18 protein-coding genes are annotated in these 19,250 nt (G+C 59.2%); 3 read left to right on the top strand and 15 right to left on the bottom strand.

All coding sequences use genetic code 11. The features are described from left to right. Nucleotides 1–79: 79 nt before the first annotated feature. The 5 genes from GIW02_RS03560 to kdgD all read right to left on the bottom strand — a co-directional run bounded on the left by GIW02_RS03560 (nucleotide 80) and on the right by kdgD (nucleotide 6,723). On the bottom strand, nucleotides 80–1,021 hold the full coding sequence (locus GIW02_RS03560; protein ID WP_236415045.1) for an AEC family transporter: 942 nt from the start codon (nucleotides 1,019–1,021) through the stop codon (nucleotides 80–82). A gap of 262 nt (nucleotides 1,022–1,283) precedes the next feature. Then, nucleotides 1,284–2,837 (bottom strand): galactarate dehydratase, encoded by a 1,554-nt coding sequence (gene garD, locus GIW02_RS03555; protein ID WP_236415078.1) that lies wholly within the window; start codon nucleotides 2,835–2,837, stop codon nucleotides 1,284–1,286. 11 nt (nucleotides 2,838–2,848) lie between these two features. After that, entirely contained in the window at nucleotides 2,849–4,213 is a 1,365-nt protein-coding gene (locus GIW02_RS03550) for an MFS transporter (RefSeq protein WP_236415043.1), read from the bottom strand. A gap of 98 nt (nucleotides 4,214–4,311) precedes the next feature. After that, the gene (locus tag GIW02_RS03545; protein ID WP_116629119.1) at nucleotides 4,312–5,757 is read right to left on the bottom strand and encodes an aldehyde dehydrogenase family protein; all 1,446 of its coding nucleotides are present in this window, start codon (nucleotides 5,755–5,757) and stop codon (nucleotides 4,312–4,314) included. Between the two features lie 54 nt (nucleotides 5,758–5,811). Next, on the bottom strand, nucleotides 5,812–6,723 hold the full coding sequence (gene kdgD, locus GIW02_RS03540) for a 5-dehydro-4-deoxyglucarate dehydratase (RefSeq protein WP_236415041.1): 912 nt from the start codon (nucleotides 6,721–6,723) through the stop codon (nucleotides 5,812–5,814). A gap of 370 nt (nucleotides 6,724–7,093) precedes the next feature. On the opposite strand from kdgD, the gene GIW02_RS03535 reads away from it, so the two are divergent. Then, nucleotides 7,094–8,251, top strand: coding sequence for a phospholipase (locus tag GIW02_RS03535; protein ID WP_236415039.1), 1,158 nt, complete (start codon nucleotides 7,094–7,096; stop codon nucleotides 8,249–8,251). Nucleotides 8,252–8,438: 187 nt separating this feature from the next. Here the strand turns inward: GIW02_RS03535 and GIW02_RS03530 are convergent, their stop codons facing one another. The 8 genes from GIW02_RS03530 to rplM all read right to left on the bottom strand — a co-directional run bounded on the left by GIW02_RS03530 (nucleotide 8,439) and on the right by rplM (nucleotide 14,244). Beyond that, a complete protein-coding gene (locus GIW02_RS03530; RefSeq protein WP_236418262.1) occupies nucleotides 8,439–9,188 on the bottom strand; it encodes a FadR/GntR family transcriptional regulator in 750 nt (249 codons plus the stop codon). A 158-nt stretch (nucleotides 9,189–9,346) separates the two neighbouring features. Next, nucleotides 9,347–9,766 carry a ClpXP protease specificity-enhancing factor gene (locus GIW02_RS03525; RefSeq protein WP_236418261.1) on the bottom strand — a complete coding sequence of 140 codons (420 nt, stop codon included), beginning with the start codon at nucleotides 9,764–9,766 and terminating at the stop codon, nucleotides 9,347–9,349. 17 nt (nucleotides 9,767–9,783) lie between these two features. Continuing rightward, entirely contained in the window at nucleotides 9,784–10,401 is a 618-nt protein-coding gene (locus GIW02_RS03520; RefSeq protein ID WP_005784778.1) for a glutathione S-transferase N-terminal domain-containing protein, read from the bottom strand. Between the two features lie 150 nt (nucleotides 10,402–10,551). Continuing rightward, nucleotides 10,552–11,334 (bottom strand): cytochrome c1, encoded by a 783-nt coding sequence (locus tag GIW02_RS03515; protein ID WP_101266504.1) that lies wholly within the window; start codon nucleotides 11,332–11,334, stop codon nucleotides 10,552–10,554. Continuing rightward, nucleotides 11,334–12,545 carry a cytochrome b gene (locus GIW02_RS03510; protein WP_032877803.1) on the bottom strand — a complete coding sequence of 404 codons (1,212 nt, stop codon included), beginning with the start codon at nucleotides 12,543–12,545 and terminating at the stop codon, nucleotides 11,334–11,336. Before GIW02_RS03510 ends, GIW02_RS03515 begins: the two co-directional genes overlap by 1 nt. After that, nucleotides 12,545–13,141: a ubiquinol-cytochrome c reductase iron-sulfur subunit gene (gene petA, locus GIW02_RS03505; protein WP_088422708.1), complete on the bottom strand. Its 597-nt coding sequence runs from the start codon at nucleotides 13,139–13,141 to the stop codon at nucleotides 12,545–12,547. Before petA ends, GIW02_RS03510 begins: the two co-directional genes overlap by 1 nt. Before the next feature lie 267 nt (nucleotides 13,142–13,408). Next, nucleotides 13,409–13,801, bottom strand: coding sequence for a 30S ribosomal protein S9 (rpsI, locus tag GIW02_RS03500; protein WP_002555064.1), 393 nt, complete (start codon nucleotides 13,799–13,801; stop codon nucleotides 13,409–13,411). Nucleotides 13,802–13,815: 14 nt separating this feature from the next. Continuing rightward, nucleotides 13,816–14,244 (bottom strand): 50S ribosomal protein L13, encoded by a 429-nt coding sequence (gene rplM, locus GIW02_RS03495; RefSeq protein ID WP_003188508.1) that lies wholly within the window; start codon nucleotides 14,242–14,244, stop codon nucleotides 13,816–13,818. A gap of 248 nt (nucleotides 14,245–14,492) precedes the next feature. On the opposite strand from rplM, the gene GIW02_RS03490 reads away from it, so the two are divergent. Next, entirely contained in the window at nucleotides 14,493–15,533 is a 1,041-nt protein-coding gene (locus tag GIW02_RS03490; RefSeq protein ID WP_236418260.1) for an NADP(H)-dependent aldo-keto reductase, read from the top strand. A 125-nt stretch (nucleotides 15,534–15,658) separates the two neighbouring features. Here the strand turns inward: GIW02_RS03490 and GIW02_RS03485 are convergent, their stop codons facing one another. Beyond that, the gene (locus tag GIW02_RS03485; RefSeq protein WP_236418259.1) at nucleotides 15,659–16,795 is read right to left on the bottom strand and encodes an acyl-CoA dehydrogenase family protein; all 1,137 of its coding nucleotides are present in this window, start codon (nucleotides 16,793–16,795) and stop codon (nucleotides 15,659–15,661) included. 220 nt (nucleotides 16,796–17,015) lie between these two features. On the opposite strand from GIW02_RS03485, the gene GIW02_RS03480 reads away from it, so the two are divergent. Next, complete coding sequence (locus tag GIW02_RS03480) at nucleotides 17,016–17,936, top strand: GlxA family transcriptional regulator (RefSeq protein WP_236418263.1); 921 nt, start codon at nucleotides 17,016–17,018, stop codon at nucleotides 17,934–17,936. Between the two features lie 140 nt (nucleotides 17,937–18,076). Here GIW02_RS03480 and zapE read toward each other — a convergent pair whose 3' ends face one another. Further along, nucleotides 18,077–19,171 (bottom strand): cell division protein ZapE, encoded by a 1,095-nt coding sequence (gene zapE / locus GIW02_RS03475; protein ID WP_236418257.1) that lies wholly within the window; start codon nucleotides 19,169–19,171, stop codon nucleotides 18,077–18,079. Between the last annotated feature and the right edge of the window lie 79 nt (nucleotides 19,172–19,250).

The raw sequence follows: 19,250 nt of genomic DNA, 5'->3' as shown, positions 1-19,250 counted from the left end.
TCCCACATTTCGATGTGTGAATACATTCAAATGTGGGAGCGGGCTTGCTCGCGAATGGCCCTCAAATACACCGAAAAACTCAGATCCACCCCCCCGCCTGCAACACGAAAATCCCGATATTGGTGGTCACCGCCGCCATCAACGTGGTGATCACGATAATCGCCGCCGCCAGCTCATGATTCCCCTCGGCCGCCCTGGCCATCACGAAGCTGGCTGCTGCGGTCGGCGCGCCGAAGTACAGGAACAGAATCCCCAGCTCCGGCCCTCGGAAGCCCAGCAGCCAGGCGCCCAGCGTGGCCACCAGCGGCAAGCCGACCATCTTCACCAGGCTCGCACTCAAGGCCATGCTCCCGCTTTTGCGCAAGGCTGCCAGCGACAAGGTGCCGCCGATACAGATCAGCGCCAGCGGCAAGGTCATGTCCGCCAGATACTGCCCGGACGACTCCAGCCAGCCAGGCAGGCCGATCTTGAAAATCGCGAACGGCGCGGCCGCAATCACGCTGATGATCAGCGGGTTGGCCACCACACTTTTACAGATGCTCCACGGGTCGGACTTGATCACCGGGCTGTACACCGCCAGCACAATGGTCGACAGCGTGTTGTAGAACAGGATCACCAGTGCCGCGAGGATCGCGCCGAGAGAGATGCCGTAGTCGCCATACATGCTGGCCGCCAGCGCCAAGCCGATCACGCCGTTATTGCCGCGAAACGCACCCTGGGTGTAGATGCCGCGGTCTTCACGCGGGCAACGAAAGATCGCCCAGCCCCAGGCCAGGGCGAAGCTCAGCAGTGTGGCGACGGCAAAGTAGATCAGCAAACCCGGCTTGAGCGCCGAGTGCAGGTCGGCATGCAGGATGCCGAGGAACAGCAACGCCGGCATGGTGACGTTGAACACCAGGGACGAAGCCGTGTGGATAAAGTTGTCGTTGATCCAGTTGATGCGCTTGAGCAGCACCCCCAGAAACAGCATGGCAAACACCGGCGCGGTGATGGTGAGGGTGGTTAGGAAGATAGCCAGCATGCCGGGGAGAACCTTGGTGAGCGTCGTTAGGTGGCTAATGATAAGCCAGTGTAGGCCGCTTCGTCTGGTCTACCGGCATATCTCAACACCCTGTGGCGAGCGGGCTTGCCCGCGTTGGGGCGCGAAGCGGCCCCAAAGCCAGACGCTGAGGGGTGCCTGATGTACCTTTGTTGACTGTTCTGGGGGCGCTGCGCGCCCCAACGCGGGCAAGCCCGCTCGCCACAACAAGCCCGACCGCCAGAACATGCATGCCACCTTGGTCTCAGGTAATCGGCGCCGGATTGAACAAGGTAATGTCGTTGAACAGCTTGTGATGCTCCGCCCACGTTTGCTTCTTGCCGCTGGCCACTTCCAGGTAGAAGTGGAACAACTCCCAGCCCAGCTCCTCGATGGTCGCGCGCCCAGTGGCAATGCGCCCGGCGTCGATGTCGATGAGGTCCGGCCAGCGTTGTGCCAACTCCGTACGGGTCGAGACTTTCACCACCGGTGCCATTGCCAGCCCGTAAGGCGTGCCACGCCCGGTGGTGAACACATGCAGGTTCATCCCCGCCGCCAATTGCAAGGTACCGCACACAAAGTCGCTGGCCGGCGTGGCGCAAAAGATCAGGCCCTTGCGCTTGAAACGCTCGCCCGGGCCCAGTACGCCGTTGATCGCGCTGCTGCCGGACTTGACGATGGAGCCCAAGGACTTCTCGACAATATTCGACAACCCGCCCTTTTTGTTGCCCGGCGTGGTGTTGGCGCTGCGATCCGCCTCGCCCTTGGCCAGGTAACGGTCGTACCAGTCCATTTCCCGGACCAGTTCCTCGGCCACTTCCTTCGTTTCTGCGCGAGAAGTCAGCAGATAGATGGCATCACGGACTTCAGTGACCTCGGAAAACATCACCGTCGCCCCCGCCCGCAACAGCAGATCCGAGGCATAGCCCAGCGCCGGGTTGGCGGTGATACCGGAAAACGCATCACTGCCGCCGCACTGCATGCCCAGGATCAGCTCGGACGCTGGCACGGTTTCCCGGCGGCGCTGGTCGAGCTTCTTCAAGCGGACCTCGGCCAGCTCCATGATCTGCTCGATCATCTCGGTAAACCCGTGGCTGGAATCCTGCAGCCGATACAGCCACGGGTCGCTCAGGTCGACGGAGCTGTCGTTGTCGTGCATCACCTGCCCGGCCTGCAACTTCTCGCAGCCCAGGCTGATCACCAGGGCCTCGCCGCCCAGGTTCGGGTTGCGCGCCAGGTTACGCACGGTACGGATCGGGATGTAGGCATCCGTCGCGGTAATCGCCACCCCACAGCCATAGCTGTGGGTCAGCGCCACCACGTCATCGACGTGGGGGTACTTGGGCAACAACTCGTCCTTGATGCGCTTGACCGCATGGTCCAGCACACCCGTGACGCATTGCACCGTAGTGGTAATGCCGAGGATATTGCGCGTGCCGACGGTGCCGTCGGCATTGCGGTAACCCTCGAACGTAAACCCCTCCAGCGGCGCCTGGGTTTCAGGCACCTCGGTGGACAGCGGCAAGCTGTCCAGCGGTGGCGCGGTGGGCATGCGCAGTTGATCTTCCTGGACCCAACTGCCGCGCGGAATCGGCGCCAGGGCATAACCAATGGTCTGGCCGTAGCGAATAATCTGACCGCCCTGGGGGATATCTTCCAGGGTCACCTTGTGGCTCTGGGGGATGAAGTCCACGGTCACCAGGCCGTCCGGGAACTCCGTCCCGGCCGGTACGCCCTGGTCATTGACCACGATCACCACGTTGTCGCGCTCGTGCAAACGAATCGAGCGCGGCGAGTCGGCATGTTCAATCAACTGCATCACGGGGCCTCTCAGGAATGCGCTTCGGTTAGGTTGGTCAACTCTGGCCCCTTGGTTGGCGGCTCTTTGAGTACTACACGCTTGATCGGGCCGACGATGACCAGATAGCTGAACACTGCCACCAGCGCGTTGGCGCCGACGAACACCAGAGCCCACTTGAACGAACCGGTGGTGCTGATGATGTAGCCGATCACGATTGGCGTGGTGATCGATGCCAGGTTACCGAAGGTATTGAACAAGCCGCCACTGAGGCCGGCGATTTGTTTCGGCGACGTGTCGGACACCACCGCCCAACCCAGTGCGCCAACGCCTTTGCCGAAGAAGGCCAACGCCATGAAGCCCACTACCATCCATTCGACGTCTACGTAGTTGCACGCAATGATGCTGCTGGAAACCAGCAGGCCAGCGATGATCGGCGCCTTGCGAGCGAACGTCAGCGAATGCCCCTTGCGCAGCAGGTAGTCGGAAATCACCCCGCCCAGCACACCACCGATAAAGCCGCAGATCGCCGGCAACGAGGCAATGAAACCAGCCTTGAGGATGGTCATGCCACGGTCCTGCACCAGGTACACCGGGAACCAGGTCAGGAAGAAGTAGGTGATGCCGTTGATGCAGTACTGGCCCAGATAAACGCCGAGCATCATACGGTTGGTCAGCAACTGGCGGATGTAATCCCACTTTGGACCGTCAGTTTTCTTACCCTTGCCTTTGTCCTGGTCCATGTCGACCATCGCGCCATTGGCGGCAATGTGATTGAACTCGGCTTCGTTGATCATCGGATGCTGACGCGGGCTGTGGATCACTTTCAGCCAGATCAGCGAGAACACGATGCCGATCAGGCCCATCACGATAAACACGTGCTGCCAGCCGAAACTGTAGACGATCCAACCCATCAGCGGTGCAAACAGCACCGTGGCGAAGTATTGCGCCGAGTTGAAGATCGCCGAAGCCGTACCGCGCTCGGCCGTAGGGAACCAGGCCGCCACAATCCGCGCGTTACCGGGGAAGGATGGCGCTTCGGCCAGGCCCACCAGGAAGCGCAGCATAAACAGCGCAACCACTGCGGTGGAGACACCGAACTCACCGACATAGCCTTGCAGCACGGTGAACAGTGACCAGGTGAAGATGCTCAGGGCGTAGACTTTTTTCGAGCCGAAACGGTCCAGCAGCCAGCCACCGGGGATTTGCCCGGCCACGTAGGCCCAACCGAATGCAGAGAAGATATAACCGAGGGTGACCGCGTCGATGCCGAGGTCTTTTTGCAGGCTGGAGCCCGCGATGGCGATGGTGGCCCGGTCGGCGTAGTTGATCGTGGTCACCAGGAACAGCATGAGCAGGATCAAATAGCGGACGTGGGTCGGCTTGGTCGCTTGCATGTAGAAGTACTCCCACTAATTATTTTTTTTGCGGGTAATTGTTTTCTGTTTTTGTTGTGGGAACCGGCAGGCATCCGGCCCCCACAAGGTACTGCGTCTTACGAACCGATGTAGCTGGTTTTTACAACTGTGTAGAACTCTTGCGCATAGCGACCTTGCTCACGCGAACCGTAGGACGAACCTTTACGGCCGCCGAATGGAACGTGATAGTCCACGCCGGCAGTCGGCAGGTTGACCATCACCATCCCGGCCTGGGAATGGCGCTTGAAGTGGTTGGCGTACTTCAACGAGGTGGTGGCAATGCCCGCCGACAGACCGAACTCGGTGTCGTTGGCCATGGCCAGCGCCGCCTCGTAGTCCGCCACGCGCACGACGTTGGCCACCGGGCCAAAGATTTCTTCACGGCTGATACGCATGGCGGCTTCGCTGTCGGCAAACAGCGTCGGCGCCAGGTAGTAGCCTTCGGTGTCGCAGGTCACCAGGCCGCCACCGCTGACCAGCCGCGCACCTTCGCTTTGGCCGATGTCGATGTACTTCATGTCCTGGTCCAACTGGGCCTGGGAAACCACCGGGCCGATGTCGGTACCGCTTTTGAGGGCGTGGCCGACCTTGATCGACTTCATGCGCTCAGCCATGGCCGCCACGAACTGGTCGTGAATACCGGCGGTCACGATCAAGCGACTGGACGCCGTGCAACGTTGACCAGTGGAGTAGAACGCGCTCTGCACCGACAACTCGACGGCCTGCTTGAGGTCGGCGTCGTCGAGGATGATTTGCGGGTTCTTGCCACCCATCTCCAACTGCACTTTGGCCTGGCGCGACACGCAGCTGACGGCGATCTGACGACCCACGCCCACCGAACCGGTGAAGCTGATGCCGTCGACTTTAGGGCTGTTGACCAGCACGTCGCCAACCACACGACCGCTGCCCATCACCAGGTTGAACACACCGGCAGGGAAGCCGGCGCGGGAGATGATTTCTGCCAGGGCCCAGGCACAGCCCGGTACCAGTTCGGCAGGCTTGATCACTACGCAGTTGCCGTAGGCCAGGGCCGGAGCAATTTTCCACGCGGGGATCGCAATCGGGAAGTTCCACGGGGTGATCAGGCCAACCACACCCAGCGCTTCGCGGGTCACTTCAACGTTTACACCGGGGCGTACCGACGGCACGTAGTCACCGGACAGGCGCAGGCATTCACCGGCGAAGAACTTGAAGATATTACCGGCGCGGGTCACTTCGCCAATGGCTTCGGGCAGGGTCTTGCCCTCTTCCCGGGCCAGCAGGGTGCCGAGCTCTTCGCGACGGGCGAGGATCTCACTGCCGACTTTGTCCAGGGCGTCATGGCGAGCCTGGATGCCGGAAGTGGACCAGGCCGGGAACGCGGCGCGGGCAGCATCAATGGCGGCGTTGACTTGGGCTACATCGGCCTTGGCGTATTCGCCAATGACGTCAGACAACTCCGACGGGTTGATATTGGTGCAGTAGTCGGCACCGGTTACCCACTCGCCATTGATGTAGTTTTCAAAACGCTTTGCTTGGGACACGAATCTTCTCCTGACGCAAAAGGCCGCTGATTGCTCAGCGGCCTTGTAGATAAGTTATTGCGCGCCTTGCTTGTCGATCAGCGCGGCCAGGGCTTCGTATTCTTCCGGCAGCAGATCGGTCAGCGGCGTGCGCACCGGGCCTGCGTCGTAGCCGGCGATTTTTGCACCTGCCTTGACGATGCTCACGGCATACCCGGCCTTGCGGTTACGGATGTCCAGGTACGGCAGGAAGAAGTCGTCGATGATCCTGGAAACGGTGGCGTGATCATCCTTGGCAATCGCGTGGTAGAAGTCCATCGCGGTTTTAGGGATGAAGTTGAACACCGCCGAGGAGTACACCGGTACGCCCAGGGCTTTGTAGGCAGCGGCGTAAACCTCTGCAGTCGGCAGGCCGCCGAGGTAGCTGAAACGATCACCGAGGCGGCGACGAATCGACACCATCAACTCGATGTCACCCAGGCCGTCTTTGTAGCCGATCAGGTTCGGGCAGCGTTCGGCCAGGCGTTCCAACAGCGGCGCAGTCAGGCGGCAAACGTTGCGGTTGTACACCACGACGCCGATTTTTACCGATTTGCACACAGCTTCAACGTGGGCGGCAACGCCGTCCTGGCTGGCTTCGGTGAGGTAGTGCGGCAGCAGCAGCAAGCCTTTGGCGCCAAGGCGCTCGGCCTCTTGGGCATATTCGATGGCCTGGCGGGTCGAACCGCCGACACCGGCGAGGATCGGCACGCTGGTAGCGCAGGTATCAACGGCGGTTTTTACCACCTGGGAATATTCGCTGGCAGCGAGGGAGAAAAACTCACCGGTACCGCCCGCAGCGAACAGCGCAGTGGCGCCGTAAGGGGCCAGCCATTCCAGACGCTTGATATAGCCCGCCTGGTGGAAGTCACCCTGGGCATTGAAATCGGTTACCGGGAAAGACAGCAGACCGTGGGAGAGGATGGACTTCAGTTCTTGTGGATTCATTATTCGAACACCCTGGGCGAAAACTTTCTATGGAAAGGTTATTGTTGGTTTTGGTGATGTCGTACGTCATCGTACAACTATAAATAATTTCGTCAACTGCAATTCATCGGTGATTGAGTGCGAGCGCATAGAACACTCCACGCACAAAAATGGGGGAGCGGGCTTGCTCACGAATACGGTCTGTCAGTTACTTAGGTCGTCACTGACAGACCGTATTCGCGAGCAAGCCCGCTCCCACAGGGGGTTTGCGGTGTTTATGGGGTTTATTCGGCGAGTTTCTTGACGTAGGAAATTATTCCTCTATGCTCGATTTGACTGTATATACATACAGTGATCAAGGAAGATTCCTACGACATAGCAAGGAGCTAACATGTCAGGTCTTGTACTCGCAGCACCCGAAAAAAACCCGCCAACCCTGCGCTTCGAAGGTGGTGAACACACAGCCATCGGCGATGACACGCTGCTGCGCTTCGTCAAAGACGCCCCGCCGATTCCCGCCCGGCAAATCGAGTTGCACCTGCCCAATGGGCTGGCCCTCACTTACGGCCAAGTGATCGCCCTGGGCGGTGATTTCTATGGCATCCCCGGCCAGCCCATCAGCGATGGCGCCTCCCCCGCCGAACGCGTGCAGCGCTTTGTCGCGGCCTTCAACTCGCTGGCGGTGCTGCCCGCCTCACGGGAAGAAGCGCACAAGATACTCGCGGTGATGCAAAAGGAGATCAGCGCGGTCAACCAGGCAATCAACAACGGCAAGCAAGCGCATGAAGCCTACGACGCCCTGGGCGATAGCTTGTCGGAAGAATGGAATCGCATTACCGGCGGCGGTAGTGCAGTGTCAGCGCTGATTCCTCTAGGGCGCTACCTGAAACTGGCAGCGGACAACGCCGACCACTTTGGCGAGTGGGCGTTGTCTGCGTACTTGGCAGGCCACACGGCAGCGCTGCAACAGGCGGTTATCGCCCATCAGACCGGCACCGACCAGGCGCTGGAGCTGGCGTATGCGATGAACAGTTTCGCTGATCACTTTTTGACCGACCTGTTCTCCGCCGGCCACCTGCGCGTACCGCGCAAACAGCTGGCAGCGGTGGTGACGCCGGCAGAATTGGGTTCATTGATCAGCCGCTTCATGCACGATGAAGACAGCAAATTCGGGCTCAAGGTGCGCAACGCTCTGGGTGATCAATGGCATGCGTATGGGGATAAACGCTATTTCGACGCCATCGACGCTGACAATCGGGTGCAAGTTAAACGCGCGGTACAGGCCTCGGCGGATGAGGTCTTCGACACTTTTATCAGCGGCGTAGCGCCCTCCCCGGCCGGCTTCAAGGCTCCGTTGTATGTGCCAGACCTGAACGCCGCACAGAACCCGGCCAATAACTTTTCGCCGCTGTTCAAGATGGAGGGGAACAAGGTGCTGCGCCGCAAGGACGTGAATGACCTGAACGACAAACACTGGACCAATGACTGGTGGGGTTGGAGCACTTATCTGTTGCTCAAGGACTACAAGCCGAACACGCCAGTCAACTAAATCGACACACACATCCAAATAATGGAGATCAACTGTGGCGAGCGGGCTTGCCCGCGCTGGGCTGCGCAGCAGCCCATTAGAGTCACTGAATTTTTCCTGAAAAGAACTCAGTGCCTGATTTTGGGGCTGCTGCGCAGCCCAACGCGGGCAAGCCCGCTCGCCACATGGGATGTGTCTTTTTTCGCGATTAATTGCGCTGCGCTTCTGCCTCTTCATGGGCATGGCGCAGTCGCTCACGGCTGTTGGTCAGGTGCAGGCGCATGGCCGCGCGCGCCGCGTCCGAATCCTTGCGGGCAATCGCCTCATAAATCTCTTCGTGTTCGCGGCTCAGGCGGCCCATGTAGTGCTGCTGGTCATCGTGGGCCAGGCGCGCCGAATTCAGGCGTGTACGCGGAATAATGCTGGTGCCCAGGTGGGTCATGATGTCGGTGAAGTAGCGGTTGCCGGTGGACAGCGCGATTTCCAGGTGAAAGGCGAAATCCGAGGCGACCGCATCGCCGGCGTGGGCCGCGCTTTCATTCAGGGCATCGAGTGCCGCGCGCATGGCCGCCAGCTGTTCATCACTGCGGCGCAAGGCCGCCAGGCCGGCAGACTCCACTTCGAGGCTGATACGCAACTCGAGAATCGCCAGCACATCACGCAGGGTCACGACCGTGGCCGGGTCGATCCGGAAACCACTGGGGCTGGGCGTATCCAACACAAAAGTACCGATGCCGTGACGGGTCTCAACCTGCCCGGCCGCCTGCAGACGAGAAATAGCCTCGCGCACCACCGTCCGGCTGACCCCATGGGCGTCCATGATCGCCGACTCGGTGGGCAGCTTATCGCCACGCTTGAGCTGGCCGTCGCGGATTTGCTCGGACAACACCGTGACCAGTTCCTGGGCAAGGCTGCGGCGCTTGCGGGGAAGACGAGGGGCGGTGTTGGCATTTTCCATGACGGATCATCTTTCTCGGTGAGCTTGAGCACGCATGATAGCCCATGGCGGTTGTACGATCACCGTTCTAAGACGACTTTCATTTATATCCTGCGCGCAAAAAAATGCCCCGGCAGACGCCGAGGCACTTTTACGCTTCACCCTGGGGTGAAAAGCGCTTATTTCACCACTTTCAGGCTCGGCCGGCCGCTTGGACGCGGCGGCTCGGCGTCCGGTGGTGGCACATCATCGCCACCTTCGCTTTCGATCGCGTCGTCATCCTCGAAAGGCGACTCCAGATCAAACACCATGCCTTGGCCATTTTCCCGGGCATAGATCCCGAGAATAGCGCCAATCGGCACGAACAGCGTATGCGGCACACCGCCGAAACGCCCTTCGAAGCTGACAGCGTCATTGTCCATGTGCAGGTGACGCACAGCACTGGGTGATACGTTCAGCACAATCTGCCCGTCGCTGGCGAAACCCTGCGGCACATCCACCTTGGGGAATTCAGAATTGACCAGCATGTGCGGGGTGCAATCGTTGTCCACAATCCACTCGTAGAGCGCGCGGACCAAATAAGGTCGACTGGAGTTCATCAGCGGCTCCTTAAGCCTTAGCGCATGTCGCGTTCGACACCAGACAGACTCGCCTGGAAAGCCTCACGCGCAAACTGGCGCTCCATATAATCAAGCAGCGGCTTGGCAGGCCGCGGCAGTTCAATACCGAGAATCGGCAAACGCCACAGTATCGGTAATAGGCAGCAATCCACCAAGCTTTGTTCCTCGCTGAGGAAAAAAGGCTTATCGGCGAACAATGGAGAAACACCGGTCAGGCTTTCACGCAATTCCTTACGTGCCTGCACCCGTGCAGCTTCTTTACTGCGTGAATCCAGAATCACATCCACCAACCCGCACCAGTCACGCTGGATCCGATGGATCAGCAGGCGGCTGTTGGCACGCGCTACCGGGTACACCGGCAGCAAAGGCGGATGCGGGTAACGCTCATCCAGGTATTCCATCACCACGGTTGACTCCCACAACGCCAGGTCACGATCGACCAGGGTGGGCAAGCTGCCGTAAGGGTTCACTTCGATCAGTTTCGGCGGATGACGACCTGCCTCCACACTGATGATCTCGGCGCTGACACCCTTCTCTGCGAGCACGATGCGTACTCGGTGGGAATAGTGGTCGGCGGGGTCGGAGTAACAGGCCAACCGGTTGGTCACGCCCATGGCGGTCCTCCTCGCTTGTTGAAATTATCGAAAGCTCAAAAACGAGCGCGCCCAGAGAGCATCTCTGTAGAGCCGGGTTCAAACCAGGCTGCTACGTATTCAGAGATGCCGCTGGGCGCGCAAGATTAACAGCAATTGCTTACGGTTGGATCAATGCACATCCTTCCAGTATTCGCGTTTGAGCAGATAGGCGAATACAAAGAAGAACGCCAGGTACAGCAACACATAAGTACCGATGCGCTGGTGCTGCAATTTGACCGGGTTGGCCGAGTAGGCCAGGAAGGTCACCAGGTTCTTGACCTTCTCGTCAAACTGCTCCTCGTTCAGCGTACCGGTCTTGGGCACGATGGTCAGTTGATCGCACGCTTCATGCGTCAGCGGCGTGCCGGTCAACGGATCATATTGCTTCTTGCCGTCTTCAACGACCTGAACCTGCTTGCATCCTACCACTTGACGACCCTGCAGGCCGACCAGAACGTTAGGCATACCGACGTTCGGGAAGACTTTGTTGTTTACGCCGTAGGGGCGCGCCGGGTCTTCATAGAAGGACTTGAGGTAACCGTAGAGCCAATCGGTACCGCGCACACGTGCCACCAGGGTCAGGTCGGGCGGCGCAGCCCCGAACCAGGTCTTGGCGTCGGCAGGTTGCATGCCGATGCTCATGTGGTCGCCGATCTTCGCACCGGTGAACACCGAGTGGCTGAGCATCACGTCATGCGGGATGCCCAAGTCATCGGCAACACGCTCGTAGCGCTGGAACTTGGCGCTGTGGCAGCCCATGCAGTAGTTGGTGAACGTACGCAGCCCATCCTGCATGGCGGCCTTGTCGGATACGTCGATGTCGACTTTTTCCAGCTCCGGGCCGCCGTGCTCGGCAGCGAAGGACAGTAGCGGCAGTGCCGCAAGCATCAAAGCAACGAATAACTTTTTCATCAGCCAGTCACCCTTTCCGGAACCGGTTTGGTCTTCTCGAGCCGGGTGTAGAACGGCATCAGAATGAAGTAGGCGAAGTACAGGAAGGTGCAGACCTGCGACAGCAACGTACGCTCAGGGGTCGGCGCCAATACGCCCAGCACACCCAGGATCACGAACGAAATGCAGAACACCCACAGCCAGATCTTGCTCAGCCAGCCCTTGTAGCGCATGGACTTGACCGGGCTTCGGTCGAGCCAAGGCAACACGAACAGCACGGCAATCGCCGCCCCCATGGCGATCACGCCCATGAGTTTGTCAGGGATCGCCCGCAAGATCGCGTAGAACGGCGTGAAGTACCAGACCGGGGCAATATGCTCAGGTGTCTTGAAGGCGTTGGCCTGTTCGAAGTTAGGCTTCTCCAGGAAATAACCGCCCATCTCCGGGAAAAAGAACACGATCGAGCAGAACACGAACAGAAACACCACCACACCGACAATGTCTTTTACGGTGTAGTACGGGTGGAACGGAATGCCGTCCAGCGGGATGCCGTTCTCGTCCTTGTGCTTCTTGATGTCCACGCCATCCGGGTTGTTGGAACCCACTTCGTGCAGCGCCAGGATGTGCAGCACCACCAGGCCCAGAATCACGATCGGCAGGGCCACCACATGCAAGGCAAAGAAGCGGTTCAGGGTGATGCCCGAGATCAGGTAGTCACCACGAATCCACTGCGTGAGGTCGTTGCCGATCACCGGGATCGCGCCGAACAGCGAGATAATCACCTGGGCGCCCCAATACGACATCTGGCCCCACGGCAGCAGGTAGCCCATGAAGGCCTCAGCCATCAGCGCCAGGTAGATCAGCATGCCGAACACCCATACCAACTCGCGCGGCTTCTGGTACGAACCGTAGAGCAGGCCACGGAACATGTGCATGTAGACCACGATAAAGAACGCCGAAGCGCCGGTGGAGTGCAGCAGGCGCAGGATCGAGCCGTACTCGACGTCACGCATGATGTACTCGACGGAGGCAAACGCCTCTTCCGCCGACGGCGTGTAGCTCATCGTCAACCACACACCGGTGACGATCTGGTTGACCAGCACCAGCAGAGCCAGGGAGCCAAAGAAGTAGAAGAAGTTAAAGTTTTTTGGCGCGTAATATTTGCTGAGATGGTCTTCCCACATTTTGGTGGCGGGGAAGCGTGCATCCACCCAATCCATGAACTTGCTCATCAGGCTTTCTCCCCCTCGTCGACGCCAATGACAATGACACTGTCAGTCTCGTAGTGATGTGGCGGAACCGGCAGGTTCAGTGGTGCGGGTTGTGACTTGTAGACGCGACCGGCGAGGTCGTAGTGGGAACCGTGGCAAGGGCAGAAATAGCCACCGACCCAATCCTTGCCGAGGTCGGCAGGAGCAACTTCCGGGCGGAAGGTAGGCGAGCAACCCAAGTGGGTGCAGATACCGATCAGCAGCAGAATCTCTGGCTTGATCGAGCGATTTTCCTTATCGACGTAGGCGGGCTGGTCGGAATTTTTCGAGTCGGGGTCAGACAGCTGACCTTCGATTTTCTTGAGATTCCCCAGGATTTCCTCAGTGCGACGAACGATGAAGACCGGTTGACCGCGCCACTCAGCAATCATCTGCTGGCCTGGGTCGATCTTGCTGACATTCACCTTCACCGGTGCACCTGCGGCTTTCGCCTTGGCACTGGGAAACCATGACCCCACGAACGGGACCGCAGCCCCCACCGCTCCTGCAGCACCCACCACGGATGTGGCTGCTACCAAGAAGCGACGCCGGCCTGCATTCACGCCGTCATTGCTCATTCAGTCCTCTCCCATCAGCTTTTTGGCCTGTTAAATCAGGCGTCTACTAAGTGTTGAATCTTTTACTTATAAAAATTTTGTCGGATGGTAATGAAAAGCCCCACGTATGACAAGGGAATTGCCCGGGCCTCCGCCTCCAGGCCTTGTAGTATAGGGGGTCTACGGATGTGGCAAGTTGTCACGCGTAAATTTGTGCATAAATCGCAGGCAATAAAAAACGCCCAGCTCCGTGAGGAGACTGGGCGTTTTTGTGGAACGTAAAGCGAATTAACGCTTCGAGTACTGCGGACGCTTACGCGCTTTACGCAGACCGACTTTCTTACGTTCAACTTCACGGGCATCGCGAGTCACGAAGCCAGCTTTGCGCAGAGCGCCACGCAGGGTTTCGTCGTACTGCATCAGAGCGCGAGTGATACCGTGGCGGATTGCGCCAGCTTGACCACTTACACCGCCACCGATAACGGTGACGTAGATGTCGAACTTTTCAACGGTCTCGGTCAGTTCCAGCGGCTGACGAACTACCATGCGGGCAGTTTCGCGGCCGAAGAAGTTGTCCAGGGAGCGGTTGTTGATCGAGATGTTACCAGTGCCCGGACGCAGGAAAACGCGTGCGGTTGCGGTTTTGCGACGGCCAGTGCCGTAATTTTGAGTCGCCGACATAATGAACTATTCCGTTAAAACTTCAGTTCTTGGGGCTGCTGAGCAGCATGAGGGTGTACAGCGCCCGCATAGACTTTCAGCTTGCGAAACATATCGCGACCCAGTGGGCCCTTAGGCAGCATGCCTTTGACCGCGATTTCGATCGGGGCTTCAGGCTTCTTGGCAATCAGGCCTTCGAAGTTGGAAGACTTGATACCGCCTGGGAAACCGGAGTGACGGTAGTACATTTTGTCGCTTGCTTTGTTGCCGGTTACACGAACCTGCTCAGCGTTGATGATGACAATGTAGTCACCGGTATCAACGTGAGGGGTGTACTCAGGCTTGTGCTTGCCACGCAGACGGCTGGCGACTTCAGTGGCCAGACGACCCAGGGTCTGACCAGCGGCGTCGACGACAAACCAGTCGCGCTGAACTGTTTCCGGTTTTGCAGTAAAAGTTGTCATTCTTTAATAGCCTCAGGGGCCGCCCTGTAAATTAGACGGCGGATCTTACTGAATAGTGCGTACTTTGACAAGTCAAAGGCAGCCGGATACAGACGCTATCGGGGGCTCGGGTCGGCGCGTCCGTTCAACGGCAAGATTCTTCGGCAGGCGGCGCATCACTTCCACTGCAGAAAGAGGTGGGCAATTATGCAGATTGCGAAAAAAAATTCAACCTGCTTTTATGATTGTTTTCCCCTAAGGAGTACCCGATGGATTATCGACAGCTGGGCCGCACCGATCTGAACGTGAGCGCGATCGCCTTGGGCACCATGACCTGGGGCGAGCAGAACAGCGAGGCAGAGGCCTTCGCGCAGATCGAGCGAGCCAAGGGCGCGGGGATCAACTTCCTCGACACGGCAGAAATGTACCCGGTGCCGCCCAAGGCCGACACCTATGCCACCACCGAGCGTTACATCGGTAATTACTTCAAAAGCCGTGGCGACCGCGCCGACTGGATCCTCGCCAGCAAGATCGCCGGCCCCGGCAACACCATCGACTACATCCGCGATGGTCACCTGCGCCACAACCGCAAGCACATCGTCGACGCCCTGGATGCCAGCCTCAAGCGCCTGCAGACGGACTGGATCGACCTCTACCAGCTGCACTGGCCGGAACGCAGCACCAACTTTTTCGGCCAACTGAGCTACAAGCACAAGGACGAAGACAACCTCACCCCGCTGGAGGAAACCCTCGAAGCGCTGGACGAACAGGTAAAGGCCGGCAAGATCCGACACATCGGCCTGTCCAACGAAACCCCGTGGGGCACCATGAAATTCCTGGCCCTGGCCGAAGCCCGTGGCTGGCCACGCGCGGTGTCGATCCAGAACCCCTACAACCTGCTCAACCGCAGCTTTGAAGTGGGTTTGGCGGAAGTCGCCATCCGCGAACAGTGCGGTTTGCTGGCCTACTCGCCGCTGGCGTTCGGCATGCTCAGCGGCAAGTACGAAAACGGCGCCCGCCCGGCCAAGGCACGCCTGACCGAATACAGCCGCTTCAGCCGCTATTTCAACCCGCAGTCGGAAGCGGCGTGCAGCCGTTATGTGGCGCTGGCGCGGGAACATGGTTTGGACCCGGCACAGATGGCGCTGGCATTCGTGACGCAGCAGCCATTTGTGACCAGCAACATCATTGGCGCGACCAGCCTGGAGCAGTTGGACAGCAACATTGCCAGTGCTGATCTGACATTGTCGAAAGAGGTGTTGGAGGGGATTGAGGCGATTCAGAAGGATCATCCGAACCCTGCGCCTTGATTGGCAGTTAGACCGCTTTCGCGAGCAAGCCCCCTCCCACATTTGACCGAGTACATCTCTTTGGAATGCGATCGAATGTGGGAGGGGGCTTGCCCCCGATGAGGCCGTGACAAACACCACAAGACTCAAAGCGCCCGCGCAATAATCTCCTTCATGATCTCATTGGTCCCCGCATAAATCCGCTGCACCCGCGCATCCGCCCACGCCCGGGCAATCGGGTACTCCCACATGAAGCCGTAACCGCCGTGCAACTGCACGCACTCGTCGAGCACCTTGCATTGCAGGTCGGTAGCCCAGTACTTGACCATCGCAGCCGTGGGCACGTCCAGCTTGCCTTCCAGGTGCAACGCCATGCATCGGTCGACAAACACGCGGCCGATCTGAATCTCGGTGGCCATCTCGGCCAGCTTGAACCGGGTGTTCTGGAAATCGGCAATCGCCCGGCCGAACGCCTTGCGCTCACGGGTGTAGTCCAGCGTCCACTGCAGCGCCGCCTCGGCGGAGGACAGCGCGCCAATCGCCACAGTCAGACGCTCCTGGGGCAACTCCTGCATCAGGTACGCGAAGCCCATGCCTGCCTGACCCAGCAGGTTTTCCTTGGATACGCGCACATCCTGGAAGAACAGCTCCGAGGTGTCCTGGGCCTTCATGCCGACCTTCTCCAGCCGCTTGCCCTTGGCGAAGCCCGGCGTGTCGGCCTCCACCAGGAACAGGCTGGTGCCCTTGGCGCCGGCCTTGGGATCGGTCTTGGCCACCACGATCACCAGCTCGGCCAGATAGCCGTTGGTGATAAAGGTCTTGGAGCCATTGATCACATACTCATCGCCGTCCAGCACCGCCGTGGTCTTGACCCCTTGCAGGTCGGACCCGGCCCCCGGCTCTGTCATGGCAATGGCCGTGACCATCTCCCCAGAGATCAACTTGGGCAGGTATTTGTGCTTCAGCGCCTCACTGCCGTAATGCAGGATGTACGGCGCGACAATGTCCGAATGCAACGAGAAACCGATCCCCGTCAGTCCCAGGCGGCTGATCTCCTCGATCACCACCGCGCTGTACAGAAAGTCCGCGCCCAGCCCGCCATATTCCTCCGGTAGATGCGAACACAGCATCCCCGCCTCCCCCGCCTTGCTCCACAGGGCACGGTCGATGTAGCCCTGCTTCTCCCATTGCGCATGAAACGGAGCCGCATCCTTTTCAAGAAAAGTGCGCACGCTGTCGCGAAAGAGTTCGTGCTCGGGGCTGAACAAGGTTCTGGGAATCATGGGGCACCTGCGTGGATTGTCGGACAAAAACCAGCCAACAGAGCCTAAGCCGCGCGTACGTCACGGGACACTGGACACATGCGACAAAAAATAAGACGATCCAGCCGTCTGGTGACCACTTTCCCCTATAAGAATAAATGAAATTATGTCTAACCAAATCTCCACGCCGTTGCGGCGCGTCAGCATTTTGGCCATTGATCGGGTATTCGCTTCAACCCTCATGCAAGCCAAGGATTTCTTCCACCTCGCCAGCCTGCGTTATGGCAAACAACAAGGCCTGGGCCTGACCCCGGCGTTCGAAACGCGGCTGGTCAGCCCCGACGGGCAATCGGTGCGCAGTTTCAGTGATGTGATCATGCCGGTGGACGGCGGCCTTGAAGACGCCGACATCATCGTGCTGCCGGCCTTCTGGGACGACTTCGACGCCCTGTGCACGCACTACCCACAGGTGCTGCCATGGCTGCGCGAACAGCACGCGCGTGGCGCGGTGCTCTGCGGCGAGGCCACCGGAGTGTTCTGGCTGGCCGAAGCCGGGCTGCTCGATGGCAAGGAAGCGACCACCTACTGGCGGTTCTTCACGGCCTTCAGCGAGCGTTTCCCCAAGGTCCAGCTCAACCAGGACAAGCACCTCACCGACGCCGATAACTTGTATTGCGCCGGCGGCACCACCTCGGCGTGCGACCTCTACATCTACCTGATCGAACGCTTCTGCGGCGCCAACATCGCCCAGGCCGTGGCCCGCGACATTCTCTATGAAGTGCAACGCAGCTACTCGCCGGGGCGCATCGGGTTTGGTGGGCAAAAGCTGCACCAGGACGTGATCATCCTGCAGATCCAGCACTGGCTCGAAGAGCATTTCGCCGACAAGTTCCGCTTCGAAGACGTCGCCCGGGAGCACGGCATGAGCATTCGCAACTTCATGCGCCGCTTCCAGACCGCCACCGGTGACAAGCCGCTGCATTACCTGCAAAGGCTACGTATCGAGACCGCCAAAGGCCTGCTTTCGGGCAGCCGCAAAAGCATCAAGACCATCAGTTACGAGGTGGGTTACGACGATGCGAGTTTCTTTGCGCGGCTGTTCAGGCAGCACACCGAGTTGTCACCGAACCAGTACCGTCAGCAATTCCAGCAGGCCGCGTAAGCCAGGTCAAACTCTGTAAAAAATGTGGGAGGGGGCTTGCTCCCGATGGCAGAGTGTCAGTCACTGTAGATATTGACTGATGCACCGCTATCGGGGGCAAGCCCCCTCCCACATTGGATCTCTATTGTTCTGGAGAACGATTAAGGTTTGTGGCCGCGCGACAGGAATTCGTGGGACTGCATTTCCAGCAACCGGCTCAGCGTGCGCTGGAATTCGAAGTTCAAGCGACCGCCAGTGTAGAGGTCCTTCAGCTCGACTTCCGCCGAGATGATCAACTTCACGTTGCGGTCGTAGAACTCATCGACCATGTTGATGAAACGGCGCGCGATGTCGTCAGTGGTGACGCCCATCTGCTCTACGCCGCTCAAGATCACCGCGTGGAAGATCTTGCCCAGTTCGATGTAGTCGTTCTGGCTGCGCGGGCCGTCGCACAGCTGGCGGAACTCGAACCACGCCACATCATCGCAGGTGCGCAGGGCGATGATTTCGCGGTTCTCGATCATCAGCTTGTCGTTTTCCACCGCCTGGGTGCATTCCGGCGTCAGGGCGCGGAAGCTCTTTTTCAGGCTATCATGGGCTGCTTCGTTCAACGGGAAGTGGAACAGCTCCGCTTGCTCAAGGTGACGCAGGCGGTAGTCGACGCCGCTGTCGACGTTGACGATCTCGGTGTTCTGCTTGATCAGCGCAATGGCCGGCAGGAAACGCGCGCGTTGCAGACCGTCCTTGTACAGGCCGTCAGGCACGATGTTCGAGGTGGCGACCAGGGTCACGCCGTTCTTGAACAGCTCTTCCATCAGGGTGCCGAGGATCATGGCATCAGTGATGTCGGAGACGAAGAACTCATCGAAGCAGATCACCCGCGCTTCTTCGGAAAAACGCTTGGCGATGATGGTCAGCGGGTTTTTCTCGCCCGGCAGGGTTTTCATCTCTTCGTGCACACGCTTCATGAAGCGGTGAAAGTGCGTGCGCACCTTTTGCTTGAACGGCAGCGCTTCGAAGAAGGTGTCTACCAGGTAAGTCTTGCCCCGGCCGACGCCACCCCAGAAGTACAGGCCTTTGACCGGCGTGTGGTCTTTCTTGCCAAACAGCTTGCTGAGCATCCCCGGCTTGCTTTGCGAGGCCGCGACCAGGTCGTCGTACAGGCGCTGCAAATGACGCACGGCGTTTTCCTGGGCCGCGTCGTGGAAGAATTCAGGGCGTTTCAGATCAGCTTGATATCGTTCTAGGGGCGTCATAATTTCGTTAGCAAGGCAACAAAAACGGGCCGTCACTGTAACGACGGCCCTGGATAATGGCAATCAACCCTTGGTCGGG

The organism is Pseudomonas syringae, from assembly GCF_021606685.1.
Lineage (GTDB): Bacteria > Pseudomonadota > Gammaproteobacteria > Pseudomonadales > Pseudomonadaceae > Aquipseudomonas > Aquipseudomonas syringae_R.
The sequence above is the reverse complement of the archived record's forward strand: the minus strand, read 5'-3'. Positions and strand labels throughout refer to the sequence as shown.